A 21,788-nucleotide genomic window follows, 5' to 3' on the forward strand; every position below is an offset into this window, starting at 1 on the left:
TAAGAAATTTTAAATATCTTTGAATTATGAGCACAGCAACAAAACCATATCATATAGGGCGAAAAATTAGCCGTATTCGTGAATTAAAAGACATGAAGCAAGAAGCTTTAGCACAGGCTTTGGGAACAAATCAACAAGCTGTTTCCGCTATGGAAAACAGCGAAACGATGGAGGATGAAAAACTTATTGAAGTAGCAAATGCTTTGGGAGTTAGTGTAGAAGCAATAAAGAATTTTTCAGAAGAAGGCGTAATTAATTATTTTAATAGTTTTACTGATAATAAAGGACCAATTTATGCTGGACCATATTGTACATTCAATCCATTAGATAAATTAGTTGAAGCTTACGATGAAAACAAAAAACTTTATGAGCGTTTAGTTCAGACAGAAAAAGAAAAAAATGAATATTTAGAAAAGTTATTAAAAGAAAAATAATCTTTTGAAATCATAAAAAAAACTCCATTATTTCCAATGGAGTTTTTTATGATTTAATTCTTTTTATTTATGAATATCTTATTTTAAAATTAAAAGATAAGCCTTTTTCAGTGAACGAAAATAAGATTAAGAATGATAATTTCATTGAAGTTGAATTTAGTTAATTTCTCTTTATACAAACGTCTTTAAAACTTTTAAAGTAATTTTATAGGAATGTAAATATCAATAATATGTAAGTTTTCAGGATGCGTTTCTGGATCATTTAAATGACTTAAAAAGAAATTTCGATTATCCGGCTGATAACCATTTTCTTCAAACCAAACTTCATAAATATAATTCCAGGTTTTAAAACATTCAGACATAGGCGCTTCTTTATGAAAAATGGCATACAATCCGCCGCTTATTTTTGTATTGCCAATTACGCCTTCGCCAATTATATTTTCAGAAACAGATAAACAAACATCTGCCTGAACCATTCCTGATAAATTTGCATTACTTCGATAAACGGTTAAAGCTTTGGTTTCAGGAAAATTGACAAGATTCCTGGGAATTGCCCAACTAAAAAGCTGTTCAAACATTTTACCAATGTTTCGCTGTCATGACTTTCAATATTGAGATTTCGGATATAAACTACATTAAATTCCTCAAGGTTTTCAATTGTAAAATCGACTTTGTTAGTTTCACTCATTTTATTAAAATTTAAATTATTTAATTTGAGTGCAAGATAATTTTCGATTCTGATTTCTATTTGTCCAATATTGCTATCCGTTATACCAATATTGCTATTTTTATTTGCCTTACGCCATTCGCTGGGAGATACATTTTGAATTTCACGAAAACTTCTTGAAAACGAAGAAATACTTAAAAAACCACAATCAATAGCAATTTCATTTATAGTTTTTGAAGAATTATGTATTAGGAAAAAAAGCGATCTTTCTATCCTTGCATTCTTAATAAATTCATTTAACGTTGTTCCCGTAACGGATTTGAAAATTCTATGAAAGTGAAATTTCGAAAAATTAGATAACGACGCTAATTTCTCTAAGGATAATTCTTCATGAAGATTTTCTTTAATATAATCAATGCTTTTATTGATTCTAAAGTAATATTCCTTTATAGATTCTTCCTTTGTCATGCTTTAGGATTTCATGTATTTTATGCGAAGATAATTGATATTATTTTAGCACAAACGACTAATATTAAAAAGAAAAAACATAAAAATACTCCATTATTTCTAATGAAGTATTAGTTACTTATTTATTAAATGCTCTTTATTTGAGCTAAAACTTATTTCTCAACCCGTTGCAAATTTAAATCCTGAAAGTCAAAACTAAAATCAATATTTGGCGATATTCCTTTCATTTTAATAGATTGCGCTTTACCATTTTCGTCAAGCGAAAACATAGCAAATGCATCACAATTCATTGCCTGATATTCCCATTTAATGGCAAAAGTATTAGCATTATAAAAAGCCATTGGACCATTTAATTTAGGCGAACGATAGGATTTGAACCATAATTGTTTGTCTTTTTCAAACACTTCGATTTTACCAAACCAATTGTCTAAATAAACACCTATAAAGTCTTCATTTTTAACCTTTACACTTTTAGACGATTTTACTTTTTCCCAAACCTTTTTGGTCACATCATCGCCGGTATTTCTACCTTGTTTCATTGATTCGGCTATTTTATTTGTCCAGCTAAAATCGTCTAAACCTAAATAACTGTCTGAAATAGTATTTGCAACCGCCGAGAAAAGTCCTGCACCGCCGTTTTCAGTATTCGTTAAAATTACAATACCCAGGTTTAAATCCGGATACATTACTACAATCGAGAGCATTCCGGGCAAACCGCCGGTATGTGAAACTTTTAAATATCCTTTTTCATCAGAAACTCCCCAACCTAAACCATAACCACTAAAATGAGGATTATATCGCAGATCCGGACGGACATTTAAAACAGTATGTATGCGCCACATTTCATTATAGTTTTTCTCAGAAAACAGGGTTTCCTTTAAATCAGTTCCATATTTCCCTTTATTCAATCTTACAATCATCCATTTTGCCATATCGGCAGAGTTTGATATTAGTCCGCCGGCAGCACCATTTACTTGCAATTCAAGAGTAGGAATTGTTTTTATAGTTCCTGATTCAGATGAATGTGGCGTTGCCAGAGTGCTTTTGTCCTTCATTAAACTTATTCCCGCATAAGTATTATTCATTTGTAAAGGTTCAATAATTCGTTTTTGTACAAATGCTTCATAACTCATTCCGCTTACTTTTGCAATTACTTCTCCTGCAACTATATAAAGTAAATTATCATAATCAAATTGAGTTCGAAAAGCAGAAACTGGTTTAAAATGCTGAAAACTCGTTAAAACATCTGTAATAGTAAAATTTGCACCATCAGGAAAAAACATCAAATCTCCAACGCCTAATCCAAGTCCGCTGCGATGCGTTAATAAATCCTGAATATTAAAATTCTCAGTCACATAATCATTATACATTTTAAATTGAGGAAGAATATCTTTCACTTTATCCGTCCACTTTATTTTTCCTTCATCTTCTAAAATAGAAAGTGCCGTTGTTGTAAAAGCTTTACTATTTGAAGCTATTTGAAAATTAGTTTCTTCGTTTACAAGCTTTTTTGTTTCAATATTAGTAAAGCCGTATCCTTTTGAATGAATTACTTTTCCGTCCTTCACAACGGCAATTGAAGCACCTGCAACATTAAATTTATTCAATGCATCCTGCATCAGGGAATCAATTTTTGAAGATGTTAATTGCGCAAATGTCATCGAAGATGAAAAACAAATAAAGAGGAGGGAAGTAAAACGAATTGTTGCTTTTTTCATATTGATTTTATTTTGGTTTTGGTTTTTAATTAGCAGATAATAGTTATAAATTCTTAAATTAAAAGAGATTGTAATTGAAAATCAATTTTATTCGAGCAACATTTTGTTGCAAATTTCTTCTCTTAATTTTTTAAATTCATTTTACAGAAAGAAGATTATTTTTTCTGATTCATTGGGATTTTCAAGTGATTTGAGCATTATTCCTATTCCAACATTATGAGAAATTCCGTTATGATTTATCACAAAGTGCAATTATTAGAATCTTCCAGAAAAAAATCAGAATAATGACTTTTTAATTGTAATTCATCTTGACTAATAAGACGATCTATTAAAATTTTAATTTCTACAGGAGTTTCAAATCTAAGTTCACGTTCAATTTTTGGATTTTCATTTTTTTGCCTGTTATAAAAACAAATTTCACCATGGCATTCATAATAAATATCAATAAAAATATTGAACGATAGTAAACGATCTGTCCAGCCATCCGAAAGCCAACAAGAGAAAATATATTCTTCGTTCAAAGCATAATTTCCTTTATCATCAAATTTTTGAAAATCCAATTGTCTAAATTTCATTATTTCGTTATGATTAATTTAAAAATTTCACCATCAAGGATATATCATCAGGAATATAAAAGCAAATAAATTGACGAGCAATACAACTCCGTAAACAATATTCGATTTTCCTTTGCTTAATGACAACATTACCGTAAATACTGATAATGCCAAAAGAACTATTGATTTAATGTCAAGTCCCAGAATAATAGGCATATCCATCATGATACAAACCGCTGCAACACTAGGAATCGTTAATCCAATACTTGCTAAAGCAGAACCTAAAGCCAAATTAATACTCGTTTGAAGTCGGTTTTTTCTGGCTGCAATAATCGCGGCAATCGCTTCAGGCAATAAAATTATGATCGCAATTACAACCCCAACTAATGTCTTCGGCAAATTATACCCAACAATAATACTTTCGATTGTGGGAGAAAGCGTTTTTGCCAACAATACAACAATTCCTAAGCTTACAATCAGGAAAACCAAACTTGTATAAAAGGTTTTATTATCAATTGCTAATGGTTCAACTACTTCTTCGTTTTCATCGTCGCCAACAGTCAAAAAATATTGCCTGTATCTGCTGGTTTGCGCGAATAAAAACGAGGAATAAATTACAATACAGGCAATTGAGGCAAAAACCAATTGTGGTACTGAATAATAAGATCCCGCAACACTTTCAGTAAAAGTAGGGAAGACTAATGTAAACACGATAATCGAAACCAGTGAAACTAAAGCAATAGTTACTGATGAAGCAGAAAAATTTTGCTCATAATGTTTTAAACCTCCAATTAAAAGACATAATCCTATAATACCGTTAAGAATTAACATTGTTGCCGCATAAACGGTATCTCTCGCTAATGACGCCGCCGCAGAACCTTCAGACAACATCAGGGAGACAATAATTGATACTTCGATAACAGTTATGGAGATCGCCAAAATTATGGTTCCGTAGGGTTCACCAACTCTTTCTGCAATTATTTCAGAATGATGAACCGCTGACATAACGCTGAGAATAAGCAATATACTTGCAATAATTTGAAAGATGCTGCTATTGTCAACAAGTCCGCTAAAAAAGAGAATCCAGGATAAGGCTGGAATTATAATGGTCCACTGAAGTAATTGTTTCATTTTATACTATTTTAATGCTTATAATTAAGTATTGCCAATCGTTGTTAACGAAATCAGCATTTTTATTTTCCCCAATATAAGGCTTTTATTTTAGTTCGAATAGTTAAAAGACTACATTTCGGGCATTTTGAAGCCAAAAAAAGCATGTTTAGAAATAATTAAATTTAAAATAAAACACTATGAAACAGAATACTAAGACATAAAAAAAGCTTCATTAGAAATAATGAAGCTTACTTTATATTATTTTAAGGGAAATCATTTTAGATCTTCTTTTTAATCAAAAAATCATAATCTTACTTTCCATATTTATTCAATTAAATAGGTTCCCAAAGTTCAATTTTATTGCCTTCAGCGTCTAAAATATGAACAAATTTTCCGTAATCATACGTTTCTATATTATCAAGAATCGTCACTTTATTTTTCTGAAGTTGCTCAACAAGTCCTTCAATATTTTGAACGCGATAATTGATCATAAAATCTTTTTTAGAAGGGGAGAAGTATTCATCTCCTTTTTTGAAAGGACTCCACTGAAGCGAATTGATTTCATCAGGATTATTGAGATTTCTGGATTCAAAAGTTGAACCCCAATCATTTACGTCAAATCCTAAATTCGTTGCATACCAATCTCTGGTTTCCTTCGGGTTTTCTGTAAAAAAGAAAATACCGCCAATTCCTGTTACTTTTGGTGTAGAATTGTCCGGTTGTTTTTTTTGATCTTCCATAATAGTTGTTTATTTTAGTTGTCGTATAACAAATTTAAAATTTTGTAATAATATTGATTACTAATTATTTAACGATCAAATACTAAAGTAATCAATTAATTCTCCTTGGTCAATCGATCCATTTCCCTTAGCAAAGTTGGCATTCTATATTCGCCCGCCATACTTTCAATTTTCTGGAATGCATCATCGAGTTCAATTCCTATAGAAGTAATATAAAGTGGCTTTTTACTTTCGCCTCTAAATAAAGCACGTTTGTATTTTTCGATCGATGCAAAGTTTGTTTTTGCAACGCCAATAATGGGAATCTTATTATTTAGTTTTTCATATAAATGACCACCCAAACCATATTTTTTTTCATCATCAAGATAAACAAAACCATCAACAATAATAACTTCAATGTTTTTTAAATCAATATTATTTAATACGCTCAAAATACAAGGCAATTCTCTTTTATAAAATTCTCCCGGAATATATTCTTCAACATTATCAATGATTTCAGTGTGAATTTTAAAGTTTTCGCTTTGATTCCATTCTGTAAATTCAAGGCAGATTGTTTTTGCTTTTCCGTCGTAGTAATAAGTATCAAAGGCTAAAATCATAAAATATTGTTTTTGCTAATATAGAAAATTTGTAAGTCCATATAATAGATTAGATTTTTATTTGTTACCAAATTTTATATTCTAACTAAATATAAAAACCTTTAACCAAAAGGCTGAAGGTCTAAGAATTAGTTTTTTATTTATATGAATTATACTCTCAACGATCCGCGAAAACCTCTTGCAGCATAATACGAATCAGCGCCATTGTGATAAACAAATACTGTATTATAACGAAAATCAGAGAATATGGCACCGCCTAATTTCCGGATATCGGCCGGTGTTTTGATCCAGCTTGATGTTTTAGCATCAAATTTACCCAATTGCTGAAGCTCTTTATATTGTTCCTCATTCAAAAGTTCAATTCCCATTTCCTCAGCCATATTAATTGCGCTGTTTGCGGGTTTATTTTCTTTTCTTTTTTCTAATACTTCATGATCGTAACATATACTTCTTCGACCTTTAGGGCTTTCGGCAGAACAATCATAGAAAATATATTCGTTTGTATTTTTATCAAAACCTACAACATCAGGTTCTCCTTCAGTTCTTTCCATTTCGTCCAGCGACCATAATTTATCAGGATTTGCTTCGAGTTTAGCTTTTACTTTTGCCCATTCAATATCTTTATGTCTATTTGTGTTTTTTTCGAAATGGGTTTCTAAAACATTCAGTAATTCTTCTATTTGCTCAGATGATAATTTATTTTTCATGCTTTTTATTTTAAAGTTTAACCGGAATAACTTTTCTTTCTACAAGTCTCAAATACCAGGAAACAACCGTTAGAACGAGCAATAAGGTTGGTCCAAAAAACGCTAAAGCTTCATCTCCGGAAGCAAAATGAGAAAAAATGGCACCGGACATAGCAAAAAAGAAACCTGCATAAGCCCATTCTTTCAGTAAAGGAAATTTAGGAATCAAAATTGCAATGACACCTAATATTTTCCAAATTCCCAATAGTGTCAAAAAGTAGATTGGATATCCTAAATGGTTCATCATAACCACTTCTTCTTTCATTTTGATTAATTGCACAACTCCAGTTGATGTCATTCCTAATGCAAGCCAAAGAGTAGCAATCCAGTACATAATTTTATTTCTTTTTTTCATGATATTATTGTTTTAGTTTGTTTACAATTTCCTGTAATCTATTGTGTGCCATATTTATACCTTGTGCAAATGGCAATTTCAACATTTGATCTCTCAAATCTGCTGATTTATAAATAATGTGCATTGTAAGTTTGCTTGTATCATCATTAACCGACTCAAAGTCCAGAAATTCAAGCTGAACTGCAAATGGTGAATTTTCCATTTCAAATGTGCGCGTGATTCGTTGATTCTCGTTATATTCATGGATTACACCATTGGCTTTAAATACAACATTCCCTTTAGGATCTGAGGTTTCAAATTGATAACCGCCATGTTTTTTATTTTCAAGTTTAATAACTTTTGTTCCCATCCATTGCGCAACTATTTCAGGTTCAGCATATGCTTTAAAAAGTAATTCTACCGGAAGATCAAATTCTCTTGTAATTACAAGATCCTGTTGTCCATCTTTGGCACTAATTTTTGTTTTTAGTTCCATAATAATCTATTTATTAGGTTTATATTTTTTCATTATTGCTTCTAATTTATTAAAGCGATCGTCCCACATCTGGCGGAAAGGTTCAATAAAATCAGCTACTTCTTTCATTTTTTTAGCATTTGTGAGATAATAAATTTCCCTTCCGTTTTGCTGCTGACTTAATAATTCACATTCGGTAAGAATCTGAATGTGTTTTGAAATCGTCTGTCGGGACGAATCAAAATTTTCGGCAATAATACCGGGCGTCATTGCCTGAATGGCTGTTAAACTTAATATCGCCCTGCGAGTTGGGTCGGCGATGGCCTGAAATACATCTCTACGAATTTCCATTGTGCAGTTATTTGACTGCAAATATAATGCAGTTATGTGACTGCACAAAATATTTATTAATTTATTTGCTAAAAATCAGTTATTTATAAAATAAAAAACCACGCTAATTTTCACATTAGCGTGGTTTCATTATTTGATTAAAGGTTATTCTATATTTTTTTAAGTGTAATTTTCATTTCTTTGGTGTCTAATATCAGTTGATCATCTGTTATTGTACTTTCACAAGGATATGGGGTTCCTGTTTCATCTTTTATTACTAAATTTTTTCCACCTTGTGTTAACGCAAATGTCCCATCTGTAATTTCCCTCTGTAAATAGCCGGTTACATGTCCGTCTTCTGTAAATGTAAGCTGACCCTGAGATATAATTGCATTTTTTAAAGAATCAGAAATAGGCATTTTAGGTTCTACAGCAGTAATTTTCCAGGAATTCACCAGCTTATTGCGACCTTTATGACATGAAACCATTAATACTGCTAATAATGCAATTGCGAAGATAAATAATTTAGATTTTCTCATGATTTTGTGATTAAAGTTAGACAAGAGAAAATTACAAAATTTATTTTAATTAAAAATCTAAAAATCAAATATTTATACAAAAATCAGAAAAATAAACTTACAATTTAAAATTACACTTAGATTGTTAGAATATATAAGAAAATTATATAAAACATCACGCAAAAAGACGCACTGCTGTGCGCCTCTACGAGAACTTTGCGCAAAAACTCAGAACTTTTGAATCTTAAAAACAACTTTTAATTTCTTTCCAAAAAGGTTTTGATCGTAATTTTTTAATATCCCATTCTTTTTTATTTTTAAAATGTTCATGTAAAGCAATCACCGTTTTGGGTTCACCTAATATATAAGCAATTCCTTCGCCATCAAAATGAGGTTCCAGAGCATTTATTTTCTGTTTTACAACTTCTGGAATTAATGGAGAAATTACATAATAATCAAAAGGAAAACTACCGTCGATATCCGGAAATATATCTCTCTGATTGTGTGCATAAATAAAACTAAACACTTTTTTATCTATAGAAAGATTCCGATTAATTTCATAAAGATGAGAAAGTGATGTGATGTCACCGATAAGATAATAATAATCCGCAGAATTATCGATAATAAGCTTTCCTCGTGGTGGATTAAAGTATAGCGTATTACCGCTTTTAAGTGTCTTTACCCAATTTGCACCTTTTCCTTTTGAAAAAGTACAAATAGCAACATCAATAATTTGATGAATGGGTTCATAATTCCAAATAGAATATTTCCGACTTTCTAAATCAGTGGTATTTTCGCAATTACCAAGATAGATATTTAAGGTGAATCCTGGAACATATTCCATTTCGGTAAAATCATCACTTTGTATTTTAAGATGAAATACATGTTTGTTAATTTGTTTTATTTCAATTAGTTGTCCCTTTTTTATTTCAATATCTGTTTGCATAATTTTAATTTTAATGCAAATATCAGTAACAAAATAGTGTTATTATTGACTTATATCAAAATCAGATTCTTGATTTTAACCTGCTTAAAGTTTCCTGAGAAATATTTAAATACGAAGCCACCATTTTGTTTGGTAATCGCTGAACAAAATTTGGATTTTGGCTTAGCAACAATTTATAACGTTCTCTGGCATCCATTGTTACAAACGACATCAGGCGTTTTGTATTGGTAACATAAGCCATTTCAAGATAATGGCGATAAAACTTTTCCCAAGCCGGAATTATTTCTGTCAAATGATAAAAATCTTTTCTTGTGATGTAAAGTAATTCAGTTTCTTCAAGAGCCTGAATAAATTCAAAAGATGGTTCTTCGGTGATAAAACTGACTAAAGCTGTTGCGAAATTATCTTCAAAAGCCAAATATCGAGTCGAATCTGCTCCATCTTCATTAATAAAAAAAATACGTAAACAACCTGTGCCAACGAAATACGTTCGCTGGCTGGTTTGTCCATGAGTTACTAAAATCTCATTTCTTTTTGGTGTCAATGGTTTAAAAAAAGATAATATGATATCTACTTCATCATCTGAAACGTGTATCTCTTTGCGAATGTACTTTTCGATTTGTTCGTGCATTGATCGTTAATTATTCTTTTAAGTACTTTTAAAGCATTTATTTGGTTGCCAATTTTTCAGAAAGTTTTCTTGCATTCGGAATTATTAAAAAAGCGGCAATATAAGCAACCGGAAGCATTATGCTCCATGCTTTGAGAAACTTAAAGAACCAGTCTTCTCCAAATCCATAGTTACGAATTAAGCCTACAAATGCCATAATAAGCGTCATTGGGATTACAACAAATAAGGTGTTGATGTACTTGAAATATTTCTTTTTCATTTTAAAAAATTTTGAATTTATAATGATGCAAAGATGTTATATCACTATAAATTCAAAATTGACTTAGGTCAAAAAGGAATTATTTTCATTTAAGAAAACTAATATTCTAAAAATAATTCAAATGCGACTCTATATAAAAATCTTAGAACCTCAGAAAATCAGAAACTTAGAACCTTTAAAAAATTAATTAAGAGTTAAAGCTCCCAAAATTTCCTCGTACATAAATGGTCCGCCGGGATATTTAGCAGTGTAATCAAGATTCATCCAGACCTGACCCCGTTCATCGATGTGATAATGGATTTTCTTTTTATAACTTTCTTTTACAAAAAGTACATTCTTGATTAAATAATTGACTTTTTCTAAATCGATTAAAGAACCAATTAAAATTTCGGGATAAATGTGACCTTTTGTATGAATTAAACGTGGGGTTCCGCCAATAGAACGTATTGCAGCAGCCATTAAAATAGAGTGATCGTCACAATCTCCTGAAAAATATTCTAAGGATTCGCTTGCCGTGGCAATATAATCGCCTTCTTTAGGATCGTTTACATAATTCCAGCGGCTATTGATTTCCTTAAAAACAGCAAAACACTGAATAATAGTTCTGTAATCTGAATATCCTTTGATCCCTTTAAAATGCTTTGCTGTTGCCATAATGGCAAAATTCCGAACCTTTGGATTCTGATATTCTATTGCATTTATAATTTTTGATTTATTAGGAAACGGAAGCAATTTTGCCACAATAATATCCTGCGGAAAAGGATTATCTGACATTGTATAAATCATTGAATTATAATCTTCTGAGATTTCACTGAAACCATAATTGCCAATAACACTTCCGTAAACCAGAACCAATAAATAAACTGCAATACACAGAATTATTATGGTTCTTAAATACATTAACAGGAAGAAAATAGCAGCAAAAACGAATATAAAGATAAAAATACGGTCTAAATTGAAAGACCATTCTAAATCAATCAGGTTTTGATGCAGTATGATAAATATAGGTATCGTAATTAAAAGACTCAACAGCATAATAATAATCCTGTCCCAGGGTGATTTCGCCTGTAATCTGGATTTTAATTGCGGAAAGTCAATTTTAGGAAAATTTATCATAAGAATAAAAAGCAGTATTACAGCGCTTTTACAGTTTCAACAAAAGTACTTTTTTTATCAATAATTCCCAGATCAAATAACTGATTTTGGATTTTAATAAATGCTTTTTCACTCAAATTCTTCTGAGACCATTGTGTCAGTTTCAGCCATTCCTGAATATCTTCAATTTTTTGATTGAAAAGTTCTGATAATGTTTTATCAATATTTGGAATCTCAGTAAAATCCTCAGTTGTTTTATTTATGATTTCGAGTATTTTCTCTACAATTTTAGGATTCTTTTTCAGGAATTCATCACGAACTGTAATTACAAATGACGGCCAAGGAGTAGGGCAGTCGCCAACTCGCCTGAAAATTCCCTGATCTACAAGTGGTTTAGTCATAAAACGTTCCCACATAAAATAATCAGCAGTTCCTTTTGTCAAAGCTTCAACAGCTCCGTCAATTGTATTGATAATTGCAAATTGCAAATCATCAGTTTTCCAGCCATTTTCATGTGCATTTACATAGGCCATTAATTGTGAACCTGAACCTAATCTTGAAATCGCTACTTTTTTATCCTTAAGGTCTTTTACAGTTTGGAAATCAGATTTTGCAGCAACGTGAATCCCCCAGATCAAAGGCGACTGAACATAAATTTGCACAATTTTACTTGGATTACCGGCAACAATATCTTTTACAATTCCTTCGGTTAAAATAACGGCTATATCAGCTTCACCATCACGAAGCATCTGACACATTTTACCTGTTCCTTCAGGAATATTTTGCCATTGTAAATCAATGTTTTCAGCTTCAAATTCGCCATTTTCAATGCATAGATGCCATGGCAAATTGAAGTGTTCAGGAACACCTACAATTTTTACAGTTTTCATTTAGTTTAAGTTTAAGTTTGGTAAGCGTATTCTAAGTTTAGTTTTTTATTATGTTGTTATATCAAATGGATATTTTCTAATTTTTCAATAAATCAGTTCTGTGTTTATCAGAAAGGCAAGGTTCAGTAAATTCTATTATCGAATTTGATTCATACTCTGTCAATACGCTTTTTACAATCGAATAATCAATATTTTTGATTACTTCAACAGCAAGAAATGTATCATTTAATGCTTCTGATAAACAATTAATTGCTTTTAATTTTTCTCTTATTATTTCCTTGTCAAATTCTTTTTCTAAAATTAAAACCTGAACAATAGAATTTCCTGAATGTTCGATGGTTTCTTTATGAATAAAGAATTTCTCATTTTCATCATATTCAGCACGAAAAATATCATCAGTCGCAATCAAAGGTCCGAAAAACGGAATATTATCTAATTTGAAATGTCCTTTTTCCAAATCTAAAATTTCTGCCCACATTGTTTCTGAAACAATTTCTTCTAAATAAGTACTGTAATATTTAAATAATATTTTTTTATGTGTTTCTGCCATTCTCTAATTTTGTAATTATTCTATTTCACTTATTACCGCTTTCAAAGGCGAAATAACAATTCGATAACCATCCGGATCCAGAAACATTTTTCCGTTTTCATTCCAGAAGGGGTTAATTGCATTTATACTTGAAATATTATGCTGTAAAAGCTTTTTTGTCAGATCATTATAATCTAAAATTGTTTTTGGATAAAGTACAATTACATCGTCTTCATCAAATGTATGTTTTGCTTTTGTCTCTGATTGCGTAAATTCAAAATGCCAGTCTAAACCTGATTTCCCAATAAAAACACCATCATAATTATTATGATTTTCGAAAGCGCCTAATCGTTCAAAACCTAAAATATTGACATAAAAATCTTCAATTATTTCGAGATTATCTGTATGTCGTGCAACTCTTAAAAACATGATATTCAATTTTAAAATCAATTATCTAATTTGTTTTATTAACCTTCAAATTTTTCAATTAAAATTATAAAGCAAATAAAAAGCATAAACCCTGCAAATAAATTTTTCTGGGCTGTGTTAAAGCCATATTTATCAATACTATCATCTTCATTATTCCAATAATATTCTAAACTTTTAGGATATTTTTCTTCAATTGATACATTTAGAAGTTGAAAAAAACTCCATCTAAACAAACCTCCCATACCTAAAGTGAATTTCCTCAATGGTTTAAAAATCAAATGGTCAATTAAAAAACCAAACATTAATTCCCCGCCAATTTATTTAACGTATATGCAATCAATTCATCAACAGCTTTATAAGGATCTTCACTAAAAGTTCCTGATGCACGATTGGCAATTATCGCATTCAATGACAATGCGTTATGTCCCAAAAGTGCCGAAAGTCCATAAATTGCTGCTGTTTCCATTTCTAAGTTAGTGATTTTTTCACCATTAAAATTAAAATTATCCATTTTACTGTTTAATTCTTCATCCTGGATATTCAAACGCAAAACACGACCTTGTGGACCATAAAATCCTCCGGCAGTTGCAGTAATTCCCTTAAACATTTTATCTGATTCAATTATTTTTTCTAAAACTTCAGAACAAGCAATTGCGTACGGCCTTCCTTTTCTGATATCCCAGTTCGTATGCATAACAAAAGCATCTTCAATAGCGGCATTCGAAACTTTATCAATCAAATAGGAGCGAAGCATATTGTCTAATCCTAATCCAAATTTAGACATTACAAAACTATCCACAGGAATATCAGCATGCAAAGATCCCGAAGTTCCAATTCTGATAATATTCAATGAAGTAAGGTTTTCTTTTGGCTGACGCGTTTCTAAATCAATGTTTACTAAAGCGTCTAATTCATTGATAACAATATCAATATTGTCAGGACCAATTCCCGTTGACATAACCGTTATTCTTTTTCCTTTGTAAATTCCGGTTTGGGTTTTAAATTCTCGTTTTTGAGTCGAAAATTCAATCGAATCAAAAAACTGAGTAATTTTCTCCACTCTGTTTTGATCTCCAACAAATATTATATCGTGTGCAATATGTTCAGGACGAAGGTTTAAGTGATAAACGCTTCCGTCAGGATTAAGTATTAATTCTGAATTTTGTATCATTTTTTTTTAAGGTGCTAAGGTTTTTTTAAAGGTACAAAGTGGCAAAGGTTCTAAGGTTCTGAGGTTTCTAGTAGAGGCGCACAGCAGTGCGTCTTTTTTAGCCCACAGATTTAACGGATTGAACGATTGTCACAGATTTTTTTGTTCTTTTTTATGCTTTAATGGTATCGTAGAGGCGCAGCAGTGCGTCTCCTTGTATACACAAAAATTCCTTGTTTAAATTTATAGACAAAGCTTTGCGAACTCTGGCTTTCATTAAAACTTACAATCATAATTCTTCGCGTTCTTTGCGGTTAATTTTTTTAATCTAAAATGAGAAATCTAAAATTATTACCCACCAACACGTTTTGTTTTAAATCCTTTTGCTTTAAGGATTTCCATTATTTTATCGCGATAATCGCCTTGAATAATGATTGAGGCATCTTTAAATGTTCCGCCAACGCTTAGTTTGGTTTTAATTTCTTTAGCCAGAATTTTAAAATCTTCGTCAGATCCTTCGTAGCCTTCGATAATCGTGGTAGCTTTTCCTTTTCGTTTTTCGAATTTACAAATAATAGGCTCTTTTTGGATAAAAAGCACATGATCCTGTTCCTGAACTTCTTCTGGTTCATTAGATTCGATATGATCCGGAAATAAATTTTTTAATTGATCTTGTAAGTCCATAAATTTTTTATGCTAAAAAATAAATTTCAATAGTTGTGGTTTTTAAAAATTAAATTCCAAATCCCAATTTGATAGTTGGAATTTGGAATTTAAAAAATTGAGATTTAAAAAGTTTATTTTTTAATCAATCCCAAATCTACTAAACGTTCGTATAAATAATCTCCCGCAGTAATATCTTCGAATTTCTTAGGATTCTCAGCATCTATACAGTTTTCAAGACAATCCAGACGCATATCGCTCACAGGATGCATAAAAAACGGAACTGAATAACGTGAAGTTCCCCATAATTCTCTTGGCGGATTAACCACTTGATGAATCGTTGATTTCAACTTGTTATTAGTATGTCTTGACAACATATCACCAACATTAATTACTAATTCATCATCTTCGGCAATGGCATCAATCCATTCACCATCATGATTTTGAACCTGTAAACCTTTTCCCTGAGCACCCATTAATAGAGTAATCAAATTAATATCTCCGTGAGCAGCGGCACGAATCGCGTTTTCCGGCTCAGAAGTAATTGGAGGATAATGAATTGGTCTTAAAATAGAATTTCCTTCTTTTGCATATTGGTCAAAATAAAACTCATCTAAACCTAAATGCAAAGCCAAAGCTCTTAACACATAAACGCCTGTTTTTTCAAGCATTTGATACGCATCTTTACCTACAGCATTAAAACGGGGTAATTCTTTAACTTCAACATTAGCAGGATATTCTTCAGCATATTTTGAATCTTTGTCAACATACTGGCCAAAATGCCAAAATTCCTTCAAATCACCTTCTTTACGTCCTTTAGCATGCTCTGTTCCAAAAGAAACATAACCTCTTTGTCCGCCAATTCCGGGAATTTCATAATTATGCTTAGTTTCTACTGGCAAAGCGAAAAATTTTCTAATTTCGCTATAAAGCTCGTCTACTAACTGATCATCTAAAAAGTGACCTTTTAGGGCTACGAAGCCAATGTTTTCAAATGCACTGCCGATTTCATTTACAAATTTTTGTTTACGTTTCGGGTCGTCCGAAAGGAAATCACGTAAGTCTACACTAGGAATGTTTTGCATACTTTACATTTTTATTTTAAGAATGAAAGGTGTTTTAAAGGCCTTTCAGTAACAAAGGTAGAGAATATTTTATATTTGAATTTTAAAAGTTATATTAAAATTAAAAAATTATAACAAAAATTAATAAAATTGTTATAATTTTCTATATTTGAAACACTAAAACAACAACAAATGATCTTTTACAGACAAGACCTTACTGATTCTCAATTATTAGATTTATATAAAAAAATTCTTAAGCCTCGATTGATCGAAGAAAAGATGCTGATCCTGATCCGACAAGGAAAGGTTTCCAAATGGTTTTCCGGAATAGGGCAGGAAGCAATTTCAGTAGGGGTTACATCAGTTTTAGATGAATCAGAATATATTTTGCCAATGCATAGGAATCTGGGCGTTTTTACCACCAGAAATATTCCGTTACACAGATTATTTTCGCAATGGCAGGGAAAAGCAAACGGATTTACAAAGGGAAGAGATCGTAGTTTTCATTTTGGAACCCAGGAATATAAAATTATCGGAATGATTTCGCATTTAGGTCCGCAATTAGGGATCGCAGACGGAATTGCATTGGCTGATAAACTTCAGAATAATAAAAAAATAACCGCTGTTTTTACAGGAGAAGGCGCAACAAGTGAAGGTGATTTTCACGAAGCTTTGAATATTGCCGCTGTTTGGAAATTACCCGTAATGTTTATTATCGAAAACAATGGTTACGGACTTTCAACGCCTACAAACGAACAATATTCTTGTGAAAACCTTGCAGATAAAGGCATTGGCTACGGAATTGAAAGTTATATTATTGATGGAAATAATATTGTAGAAGTTTACAATAAATTATCGCAGTTAAAAGAGGACATGCAAAATAATCCGCATCCGGTTTTATTAGAATTTAAAACTTTTAGAATGCGCGGTCACGAAGAGGCGAGTGGTACAAAATATGTTCCGCAGGAATTAATGGACGAATGGGCGGCTAAAGATCCGGTAACGAATTACAGGAAATATTTAACTGAAATTGGTGTTCTTACAACCGAATTTGATGAGCAATTACACGCCGAAATCAAACAAGAAATTGACGAAAATTTAGTGATTGCTAATGCAGAACCTGAAATTGTTCCTACATTAAGCGGAGAATTAGATGATGTTTATAAACCTTATCAATATGAAGAAGTTAACCCATCTGAAGAAATTAAAAATGTTCGTTTTATAGATGCGATCAGAAATAGTTTAGAGCAATCGATGCAACGCCATAGAAACCTTATTATTATGGGTCAGGATATCGCCGAATATGGAGGAGCTTTTAAAATTACAGATGGTTTTGTAGAATTTTTTGGGAAAGATCGTGTTCGTAATACGCCTATTTGCGAAAGTGCCGTGGTTTCTGCCGGAATGGGATTATCGATTAACGGATATAAAGCGATTGTAGAAATGCAATTTGCTGATTTTGTGTCGACTGGTTTTAATCCAATAGTCAATTTATTGGCAAAATCACATTATCGCTGGGGCGAAAAAGCCGATGTTGTGGTTCGTATGCCTTGCGGTGGCGGAACTCAGGCGGGACCTTTTCATTCTCAGACAAATGAAGCCTGGTTTACAAAAACTCCGGGTTTAAAAGTAGTTTATCCGGCGTTTCCTTATGATGCAAAAGGTTTATTAAATAGTTCGATAAACGATCCTAATCCGGTTTTGTTTTTTGAGCACAAACAATTGTATAGAAGTGTTTACCAAGATGTTCCTGTTGATTATTATACTATTCCGTTAGGAAAAGCAGCTTTATTGAAAGAAGGAAATCAGGTTACCATTATATCTTTTGGTGCGCCCGTACATTGGGCATTAGAAACTTTAGCTAAAAATCCCGAAATCGAAGCTGATTTAATTGATTTAAGAACCTTACAGCCTCTTGATACTGAAACTATTTTTGCATCGGTAAAAAAGACAGGAAAAGTAATTATTTATCAGGAAGATACTTTGTTTGGGGGAATTGCAAGCGATATTTCGGCTATGATTATGGAGGAATGTTTTGAATTTCTGGATGCTCCGGTAAAAAGAGTAGCAAGTTTAGACTCTCCAATTCCGTTTACAAAAGCATTAGAAGATCAGTTTTTACCAAAGAATCGTTTCGAAGAAGTTTTATTAGAATTATTGAAATATTAATTACAATTGGCAAATAGTTTTGCATAAAGGACATTTTTTTTATCTTTAAACCATTAAAAAATTAATTTATGAAAAAACTATTTGCTTCATTTCTTGCAATTGCCCTGCTTATTTCTTGCAATAAAAGTACTAAGTCTAATGAGGATAAAGCTTTAGACGGAAAATTTGATAAATATAAAGACGGCTTTGTTACTGCTTTATGGAAAATTAGTCCGGATTGGGCTGCCGGTGTTGGCTATCATAAATTAGACAGCGTATTGGTTGTTCCAAATGGAGCACAACAAAAAATTGAGATTGATTTTATCAACGCGCAACTGGATTCTTTAAAACAATTTGATGTAGAAAGTTTATCCGATAATAACAAAACTGATTTCCGAATGATTAAAAATCAACTGGAAGGCTCGGTCTTTAGCATCAAAGAATTGAAATCATATGAATGGAATCCGTCTGAATATAATGTTTGCGGATCTTTTGCAGAAATTTTAAACGGTAAATACGATTCATTAGAAGTTCGTTTGCGTGCTTTTAATGCAAAAATGAACAATATTCCTGCTTATTATGAAGCTGCTAAAGCCAATATTAAAAATCCAACAATTGAACACACAGAACTTGCAATTGCACAAAACTTAGGTGGTTCATCTGTTTTTGATACGGATTTAAATGCAGCTTTAAAGGATAGTAAATTAAGCGAAACGGAGAAAAAAGAAATGCTTGAAAAAGCAAAAGTGGCTAAAAAAGCAATTTCTGATTACGCTGATTGGTTAAAAACAATGCCAAATAAAACGCCTCGTTCTTTTAGATTAGGAGCTGCTTTATATGCTAAAAAATTTGATTTTAATATTCAATCCAGTTATACGGCTGATGAGATTTTTAAAATTGCCGTTGATCACAAAAAAGATTTACATGATAAAATGTTTGTTTTGGCAGATAAACTTTGGACAAAATACAAAGGAAACGAACCAAAACCAACAAATAAATTAGATTTAATCAAACAAGTAATTGATGAAATTTCATTGCAGCATACTACTCCAGAAAAGTTTCAATCTGAAATTGAAAAGCAAATTCCGGAACTAACGGCTTATGTAAAAGCGAAGGATTTATTATACATCGATCCGTCAAAACCGCTCGTAGTTCGCAAAGAACCTGCTTATATGGCTGGAGTTGCCGGAGCTTCTATTTCTGCGCCGGGACCTTACGATAAAAATGCAAATACATATTATAACGTAGGAAGCATGACAGGATGGACAGCTGAAAACTCAGAAAGTTACCTTCGCGAATACAATGATTATATCCTTCAGATTTTAAATATCCATGAAGCAATTCCCGGACATTACACACAATTAGTTTACAGTAATCAATCACCAAGTATTATTAAATCTATTTTAGGAAATGGCGCAATGGTTGAAGGTTGGGCAGTTTATGCAGAGAAAATGATGTTAGAAAGTGGTTATAAAAATTCTGATGAAATGTGGTTGATGTATTACAAATGGAATTTAAGAACAACTTGCAACACCATTTTAGATATTAGTGTTCATACGAAAAACATGTCTAAAGAAGCTGCAATTGATTTATTGACCAAAGAAGCTTTCCAGCAACAAGCAGAAGCTGATGGAAAATGGAAACGTGTAACTTTATCACAAGTTCAATTGTGTTCTTATTTTACAGGATATACTGAAATTTACAACCTGCGAGAAGAACTGAAAAAACAAGACGGAAACAAATTCAACCTGAAAAAATTCCATGAGAAATTCCTAAGTTTCGGAAGCGCTCCGGTAAAATATATCAAAGAATTGATGTTGTCTAAGGAGTAAATTTTCAATAACATTTTATAGAAAAGGTTTGACAAGAATTTCTTGTCAAACCTTTTTTGTTTTATAGGATTTTGACAAAACAATTTGAAATAAGCGTATATTAATATAAAAAAAATCCGTTTTAATCCGCGTTTTGCTTTTAGCAATCTGTTTTATCCGCGTTCAATCGACAACACTTTTAAATCATATCAACCAATCGTTTACCGTCCGGAACTACAATAATCCAGTTGCTACTAACATTAAATCCCTACGGGATAAATGGTTTTCATAAAAATAACTAATTATTATTTTATCCCGTAGGGATTGTGGCAAACATATTATTATCCCTTGATTTTGCTTCTTGATTATTTCTATTTCCATTCAAAAATTACTTCGAATTCGATTCCAATTCAAATAATTGCACCTGACTTCTCAAACGTTCAATCAATAAATTCATCATTCGTTTGTTTAAACTTGAAGAATTCTGAATATAAATATCGTATTCTTCCATTGTAAAAAGTGCCATAATAATTCCTTTAAGAGAATTCCTGAACTTAATATCCTTTTGAATAGAATTTTCAATAGTTTGGATTTTCTTTTCGGCAGTATAAGAGTAAAAGTCGGCTTTGTTTTTATTTACATAGTTGATAAAAACCGCAATAAATAAATCATTTTGAAGTTTTAAAATTGGTCTAATCGTTTGATTTTGAAACAATTCTTCCGGTGAAGATTGAGCACTTACGGTTCCTAAAGTCTCTCCTCTGAATTCTCTTAAAAAAGCATCTCTATCTTCCATGTTTTTTCTTTAAATTTAGAAAAAATTCTAATGCGAAAATTAATTTTACCTTATAAGTTATATAAGATATTATAAGTTTATCTAAAATAAGGTTACAAAGCAGCTTAAATATTTTGGAGAAATTAAGCTTACAGTTTTAAATGAACTCATATCACTTATATGGTAAAAAAATCCCTCAATCTATGAATATAAAATATTTACCGTTTTTAATTATAATTGGAATTATTTCCTGCAATTCTAAAGATGAAAAAAGCAAATACAAGCAAATTGTTTATCAGGCTGTAAACGCCAAAGACACGGCAATTTTAACGGTTAATATTAACGACAAACGTTTCTTTGGGCGTTATGAAGTTTTGTATCACAAAATAGGAAAAGATTCCGGTGATGTTAGGGGAGATATAAAAGGCGATACTTTACGAGGTGATTTTCATTTTATTTCAAACGGAGGAAGTTGGAAAAGGATTCCTCTTGCTTTATTAAAAAAAGAGAATAAACTATTTTTAGGAAGCGGGATTATAACGACTTATTTTAATTTGCCATGTTTTATGCCCGGAATTCCTATAGAATACGATAATTCAAAGTTTGTTTTTGAAGAGGTGAAGAAATAGTTTCAAGGTTTTTTTGTTTCAGGTTTCAAGTTGGCAGCTTCCTCAATCGCAATGGTCGCAAAGATTTACGATT

General features: G+C 31.5%; 28 protein-coding genes. 4 read left to right on the forward strand and 24 right to left on the reverse strand.

The features are described from left to right. Positions 1-26: 26 nt before the first annotated feature. Positions 27-434 carry a helix-turn-helix domain-containing protein gene (locus ACHZDT_RS09520; protein WP_394774391.1) on the forward strand — a complete coding sequence of 136 codons (408 nt, stop codon included), beginning with the start codon at positions 27-29 and terminating at the stop codon, positions 432-434. A gap of 194 nt (positions 435-628) precedes the next feature. On the opposite strand, the gene ACHZDT_RS09525 is transcribed toward ACHZDT_RS09520, so the two are convergent. From ACHZDT_RS09525 to ACHZDT_RS09635, 23 genes are all read right to left on the reverse strand, one after another. Continuing rightward, positions 629-1,012 (reverse strand): GyrI-like domain-containing protein, encoded by a 384-nt coding sequence (locus tag ACHZDT_RS09525; protein ID WP_394774392.1) that lies wholly within the window; start codon positions 1,010-1,012, stop codon positions 629-631. Continuing rightward, positions 943-1,569 carry a helix-turn-helix domain-containing protein gene (locus ACHZDT_RS09530; RefSeq protein WP_394774393.1) on the reverse strand — a complete coding sequence of 209 codons (627 nt, stop codon included), beginning with the start codon at positions 1,567-1,569 and terminating at the stop codon, positions 943-945. Before ACHZDT_RS09530 ends, ACHZDT_RS09525 begins: the two co-directional genes overlap by 70 nt. Before the next feature lie 152 nt (positions 1,570-1,721). Beyond that, positions 1,722-3,287, reverse strand: coding sequence for a serine hydrolase (locus ACHZDT_RS09535; protein ID WP_394774394.1), 1,566 nt, complete (start codon positions 3,285-3,287; stop codon positions 1,722-1,724). A 239-nt stretch (positions 3,288-3,526) separates the two neighbouring features. After that, positions 3,527-3,862, reverse strand: a complete 336-nt coding sequence (locus ACHZDT_RS09540; RefSeq protein ID WP_394774395.1) for a hypothetical protein — start codon at positions 3,860-3,862, stop codon at positions 3,527-3,529. 33 nt (positions 3,863-3,895) lie between these two features. Further along, positions 3,896-4,972, reverse strand: coding sequence for a calcium:proton antiporter (locus ACHZDT_RS09545; protein ID WP_394774396.1), 1,077 nt, complete (start codon positions 4,970-4,972; stop codon positions 3,896-3,898). Positions 4,973-5,286: 314 nt separating this feature from the next. Next, the gene (locus ACHZDT_RS09550) at positions 5,287-5,694 is read right to left on the reverse strand and encodes a VOC family protein (RefSeq protein WP_394774397.1); all 408 of its coding nucleotides are present in this window, start codon (positions 5,692-5,694) and stop codon (positions 5,287-5,289) included. A gap of 95 nt (positions 5,695-5,789) precedes the next feature. After that, positions 5,790-6,293, reverse strand: coding sequence for an endonuclease V (locus ACHZDT_RS09555; RefSeq protein ID WP_394774398.1), 504 nt, complete (start codon positions 6,291-6,293; stop codon positions 5,790-5,792). A 149-nt stretch (positions 6,294-6,442) separates the two neighbouring features. Beyond that, positions 6,443-7,000, reverse strand: a complete 558-nt coding sequence (locus tag ACHZDT_RS09560) for a DUF4256 domain-containing protein (protein ID WP_394774399.1) — start codon at positions 6,998-7,000, stop codon at positions 6,443-6,445. A gap of 10 nt (positions 7,001-7,010) precedes the next feature. After that, on the reverse strand, positions 7,011-7,394 hold the full coding sequence (locus ACHZDT_RS09565; protein WP_394774400.1) for a DoxX family protein: 384 nt from the start codon (positions 7,392-7,394) through the stop codon (positions 7,011-7,013). Positions 7,395-7,398: 4 nt separating this feature from the next. Beyond that, positions 7,399-7,869, reverse strand: a complete 471-nt coding sequence (locus ACHZDT_RS09570; RefSeq protein ID WP_394774401.1) for an SRPBCC domain-containing protein — start codon at positions 7,867-7,869, stop codon at positions 7,399-7,401. Positions 7,870-7,875: 6 nt separating this feature from the next. Then, positions 7,876-8,199 carry an ArsR/SmtB family transcription factor gene (locus ACHZDT_RS09575; protein WP_394774402.1) on the reverse strand — a complete coding sequence of 108 codons (324 nt, stop codon included), beginning with the start codon at positions 8,197-8,199 and terminating at the stop codon, positions 7,876-7,878. Between the two features lie 149 nt (positions 8,200-8,348). Then, positions 8,349-8,717, reverse strand: a complete 369-nt coding sequence (locus ACHZDT_RS09580; RefSeq protein WP_394774403.1) for a hypothetical protein — start codon at positions 8,715-8,717, stop codon at positions 8,349-8,351. 223 nt (positions 8,718-8,940) lie between these two features. Continuing rightward, positions 8,941-9,642 carry an FAD-binding oxidoreductase gene (locus tag ACHZDT_RS09585; protein WP_394774404.1) on the reverse strand — a complete coding sequence of 234 codons (702 nt, stop codon included), beginning with the start codon at positions 9,640-9,642 and terminating at the stop codon, positions 8,941-8,943. A 61-nt stretch (positions 9,643-9,703) separates the two neighbouring features. Then, a complete protein-coding gene (locus tag ACHZDT_RS09590; protein WP_394774405.1) occupies positions 9,704-10,273 on the reverse strand; it encodes a Crp/Fnr family transcriptional regulator in 570 nt (189 codons plus the stop codon). Positions 10,274-10,310: 37 nt separating this feature from the next. Next, positions 10,311-10,532, reverse strand: coding sequence for a DUF2798 domain-containing protein (locus ACHZDT_RS09595; RefSeq protein ID WP_394774406.1), 222 nt, complete (start codon positions 10,530-10,532; stop codon positions 10,311-10,313). A 183-nt stretch (positions 10,533-10,715) separates the two neighbouring features. After that, positions 10,716-11,648 (reverse strand): transglutaminase, encoded by a 933-nt coding sequence (locus ACHZDT_RS09600; protein ID WP_394774407.1) that lies wholly within the window; start codon positions 11,646-11,648, stop codon positions 10,716-10,718. Positions 11,649-11,665: 17 nt separating this feature from the next. Next, positions 11,666-12,517 (reverse strand): substrate-binding domain-containing protein, encoded by an 852-nt coding sequence (locus ACHZDT_RS09605; protein WP_394774408.1) that lies wholly within the window; start codon positions 12,515-12,517, stop codon positions 11,666-11,668. A 76-nt stretch (positions 12,518-12,593) separates the two neighbouring features. After that, positions 12,594-13,067 carry a DUF4265 domain-containing protein gene (locus ACHZDT_RS09610; RefSeq protein WP_394774409.1) on the reverse strand — a complete coding sequence of 158 codons (474 nt, stop codon included), beginning with the start codon at positions 13,065-13,067 and terminating at the stop codon, positions 12,594-12,596. 15 nt (positions 13,068-13,082) lie between these two features. Next, positions 13,083-13,475 carry a VOC family protein gene (locus ACHZDT_RS09615; protein ID WP_394774410.1) on the reverse strand — a complete coding sequence of 131 codons (393 nt, stop codon included), beginning with the start codon at positions 13,473-13,475 and terminating at the stop codon, positions 13,083-13,085. A 38-nt stretch (positions 13,476-13,513) separates the two neighbouring features. Continuing rightward, positions 13,514-13,777 (reverse strand): hypothetical protein, encoded by a 264-nt coding sequence (locus ACHZDT_RS09620; RefSeq protein ID WP_394774411.1) that lies wholly within the window; start codon positions 13,775-13,777, stop codon positions 13,514-13,516. Continuing rightward, positions 13,777-14,646, reverse strand: coding sequence for a nucleoside phosphorylase (locus ACHZDT_RS09625; protein ID WP_394774412.1), 870 nt, complete (start codon positions 14,644-14,646; stop codon positions 13,777-13,779). The genes ACHZDT_RS09620 and ACHZDT_RS09625 overlap by 1 nt, the downstream gene beginning before the upstream one ends. Before the next feature lie 330 nt (positions 14,647-14,976). Beyond that, positions 14,977-15,309, reverse strand: a complete 333-nt coding sequence (locus ACHZDT_RS09630) for a translation initiation factor (protein ID WP_394774413.1) — start codon at positions 15,307-15,309, stop codon at positions 14,977-14,979. Positions 15,310-15,422: 113 nt separating this feature from the next. Then, complete coding sequence (locus tag ACHZDT_RS09635; RefSeq protein ID WP_394774414.1) at positions 15,423-16,373, reverse strand: isopenicillin N synthase family dioxygenase; 951 nt, start codon at positions 16,371-16,373, stop codon at positions 15,423-15,425. A gap of 171 nt (positions 16,374-16,544) precedes the next feature. On the opposite strand from ACHZDT_RS09635, the gene ACHZDT_RS09640 reads away from it, so the two are divergent. Both ACHZDT_RS09640 and ACHZDT_RS09645 read left to right on the forward strand, forming a co-directional pair. Next, complete coding sequence (locus ACHZDT_RS09640; protein ID WP_394774415.1) at positions 16,545-18,521, forward strand: thiamine pyrophosphate-dependent enzyme; 1,977 nt, start codon at positions 16,545-16,547, stop codon at positions 18,519-18,521. A 68-nt stretch (positions 18,522-18,589) separates the two neighbouring features. Then, positions 18,590-20,332, forward strand: coding sequence for a DUF885 domain-containing protein (locus ACHZDT_RS09645; RefSeq protein WP_394774416.1), 1,743 nt, complete (start codon positions 18,590-18,592; stop codon positions 20,330-20,332). Positions 20,333-20,699: 367 nt separating this feature from the next. Here the strand turns inward: ACHZDT_RS09645 and ACHZDT_RS09650 are convergent, their stop codons facing one another. Next, positions 20,700-21,107 (reverse strand): glyoxalase, encoded by a 408-nt coding sequence (locus tag ACHZDT_RS09650; protein WP_394774417.1) that lies wholly within the window; start codon positions 21,105-21,107, stop codon positions 20,700-20,702. 182 nt (positions 21,108-21,289) lie between these two features. On the opposite strand from ACHZDT_RS09650, the gene ACHZDT_RS09655 reads away from it, so the two are divergent. After that, a complete protein-coding gene (locus ACHZDT_RS09655; RefSeq protein ID WP_394774418.1) occupies positions 21,290-21,715 on the forward strand; it encodes a hypothetical protein in 426 nt (141 codons plus the stop codon). The last annotated feature ends 73 nt before the right edge of the window (positions 21,716-21,788 follow it).

This window comes from Flavobacterium sp., from assembly GCF_043722275.1.
Classification (GTDB): domain Bacteria; phylum Bacteroidota; class Bacteroidia; order Flavobacteriales; family Flavobacteriaceae; genus Flavobacterium.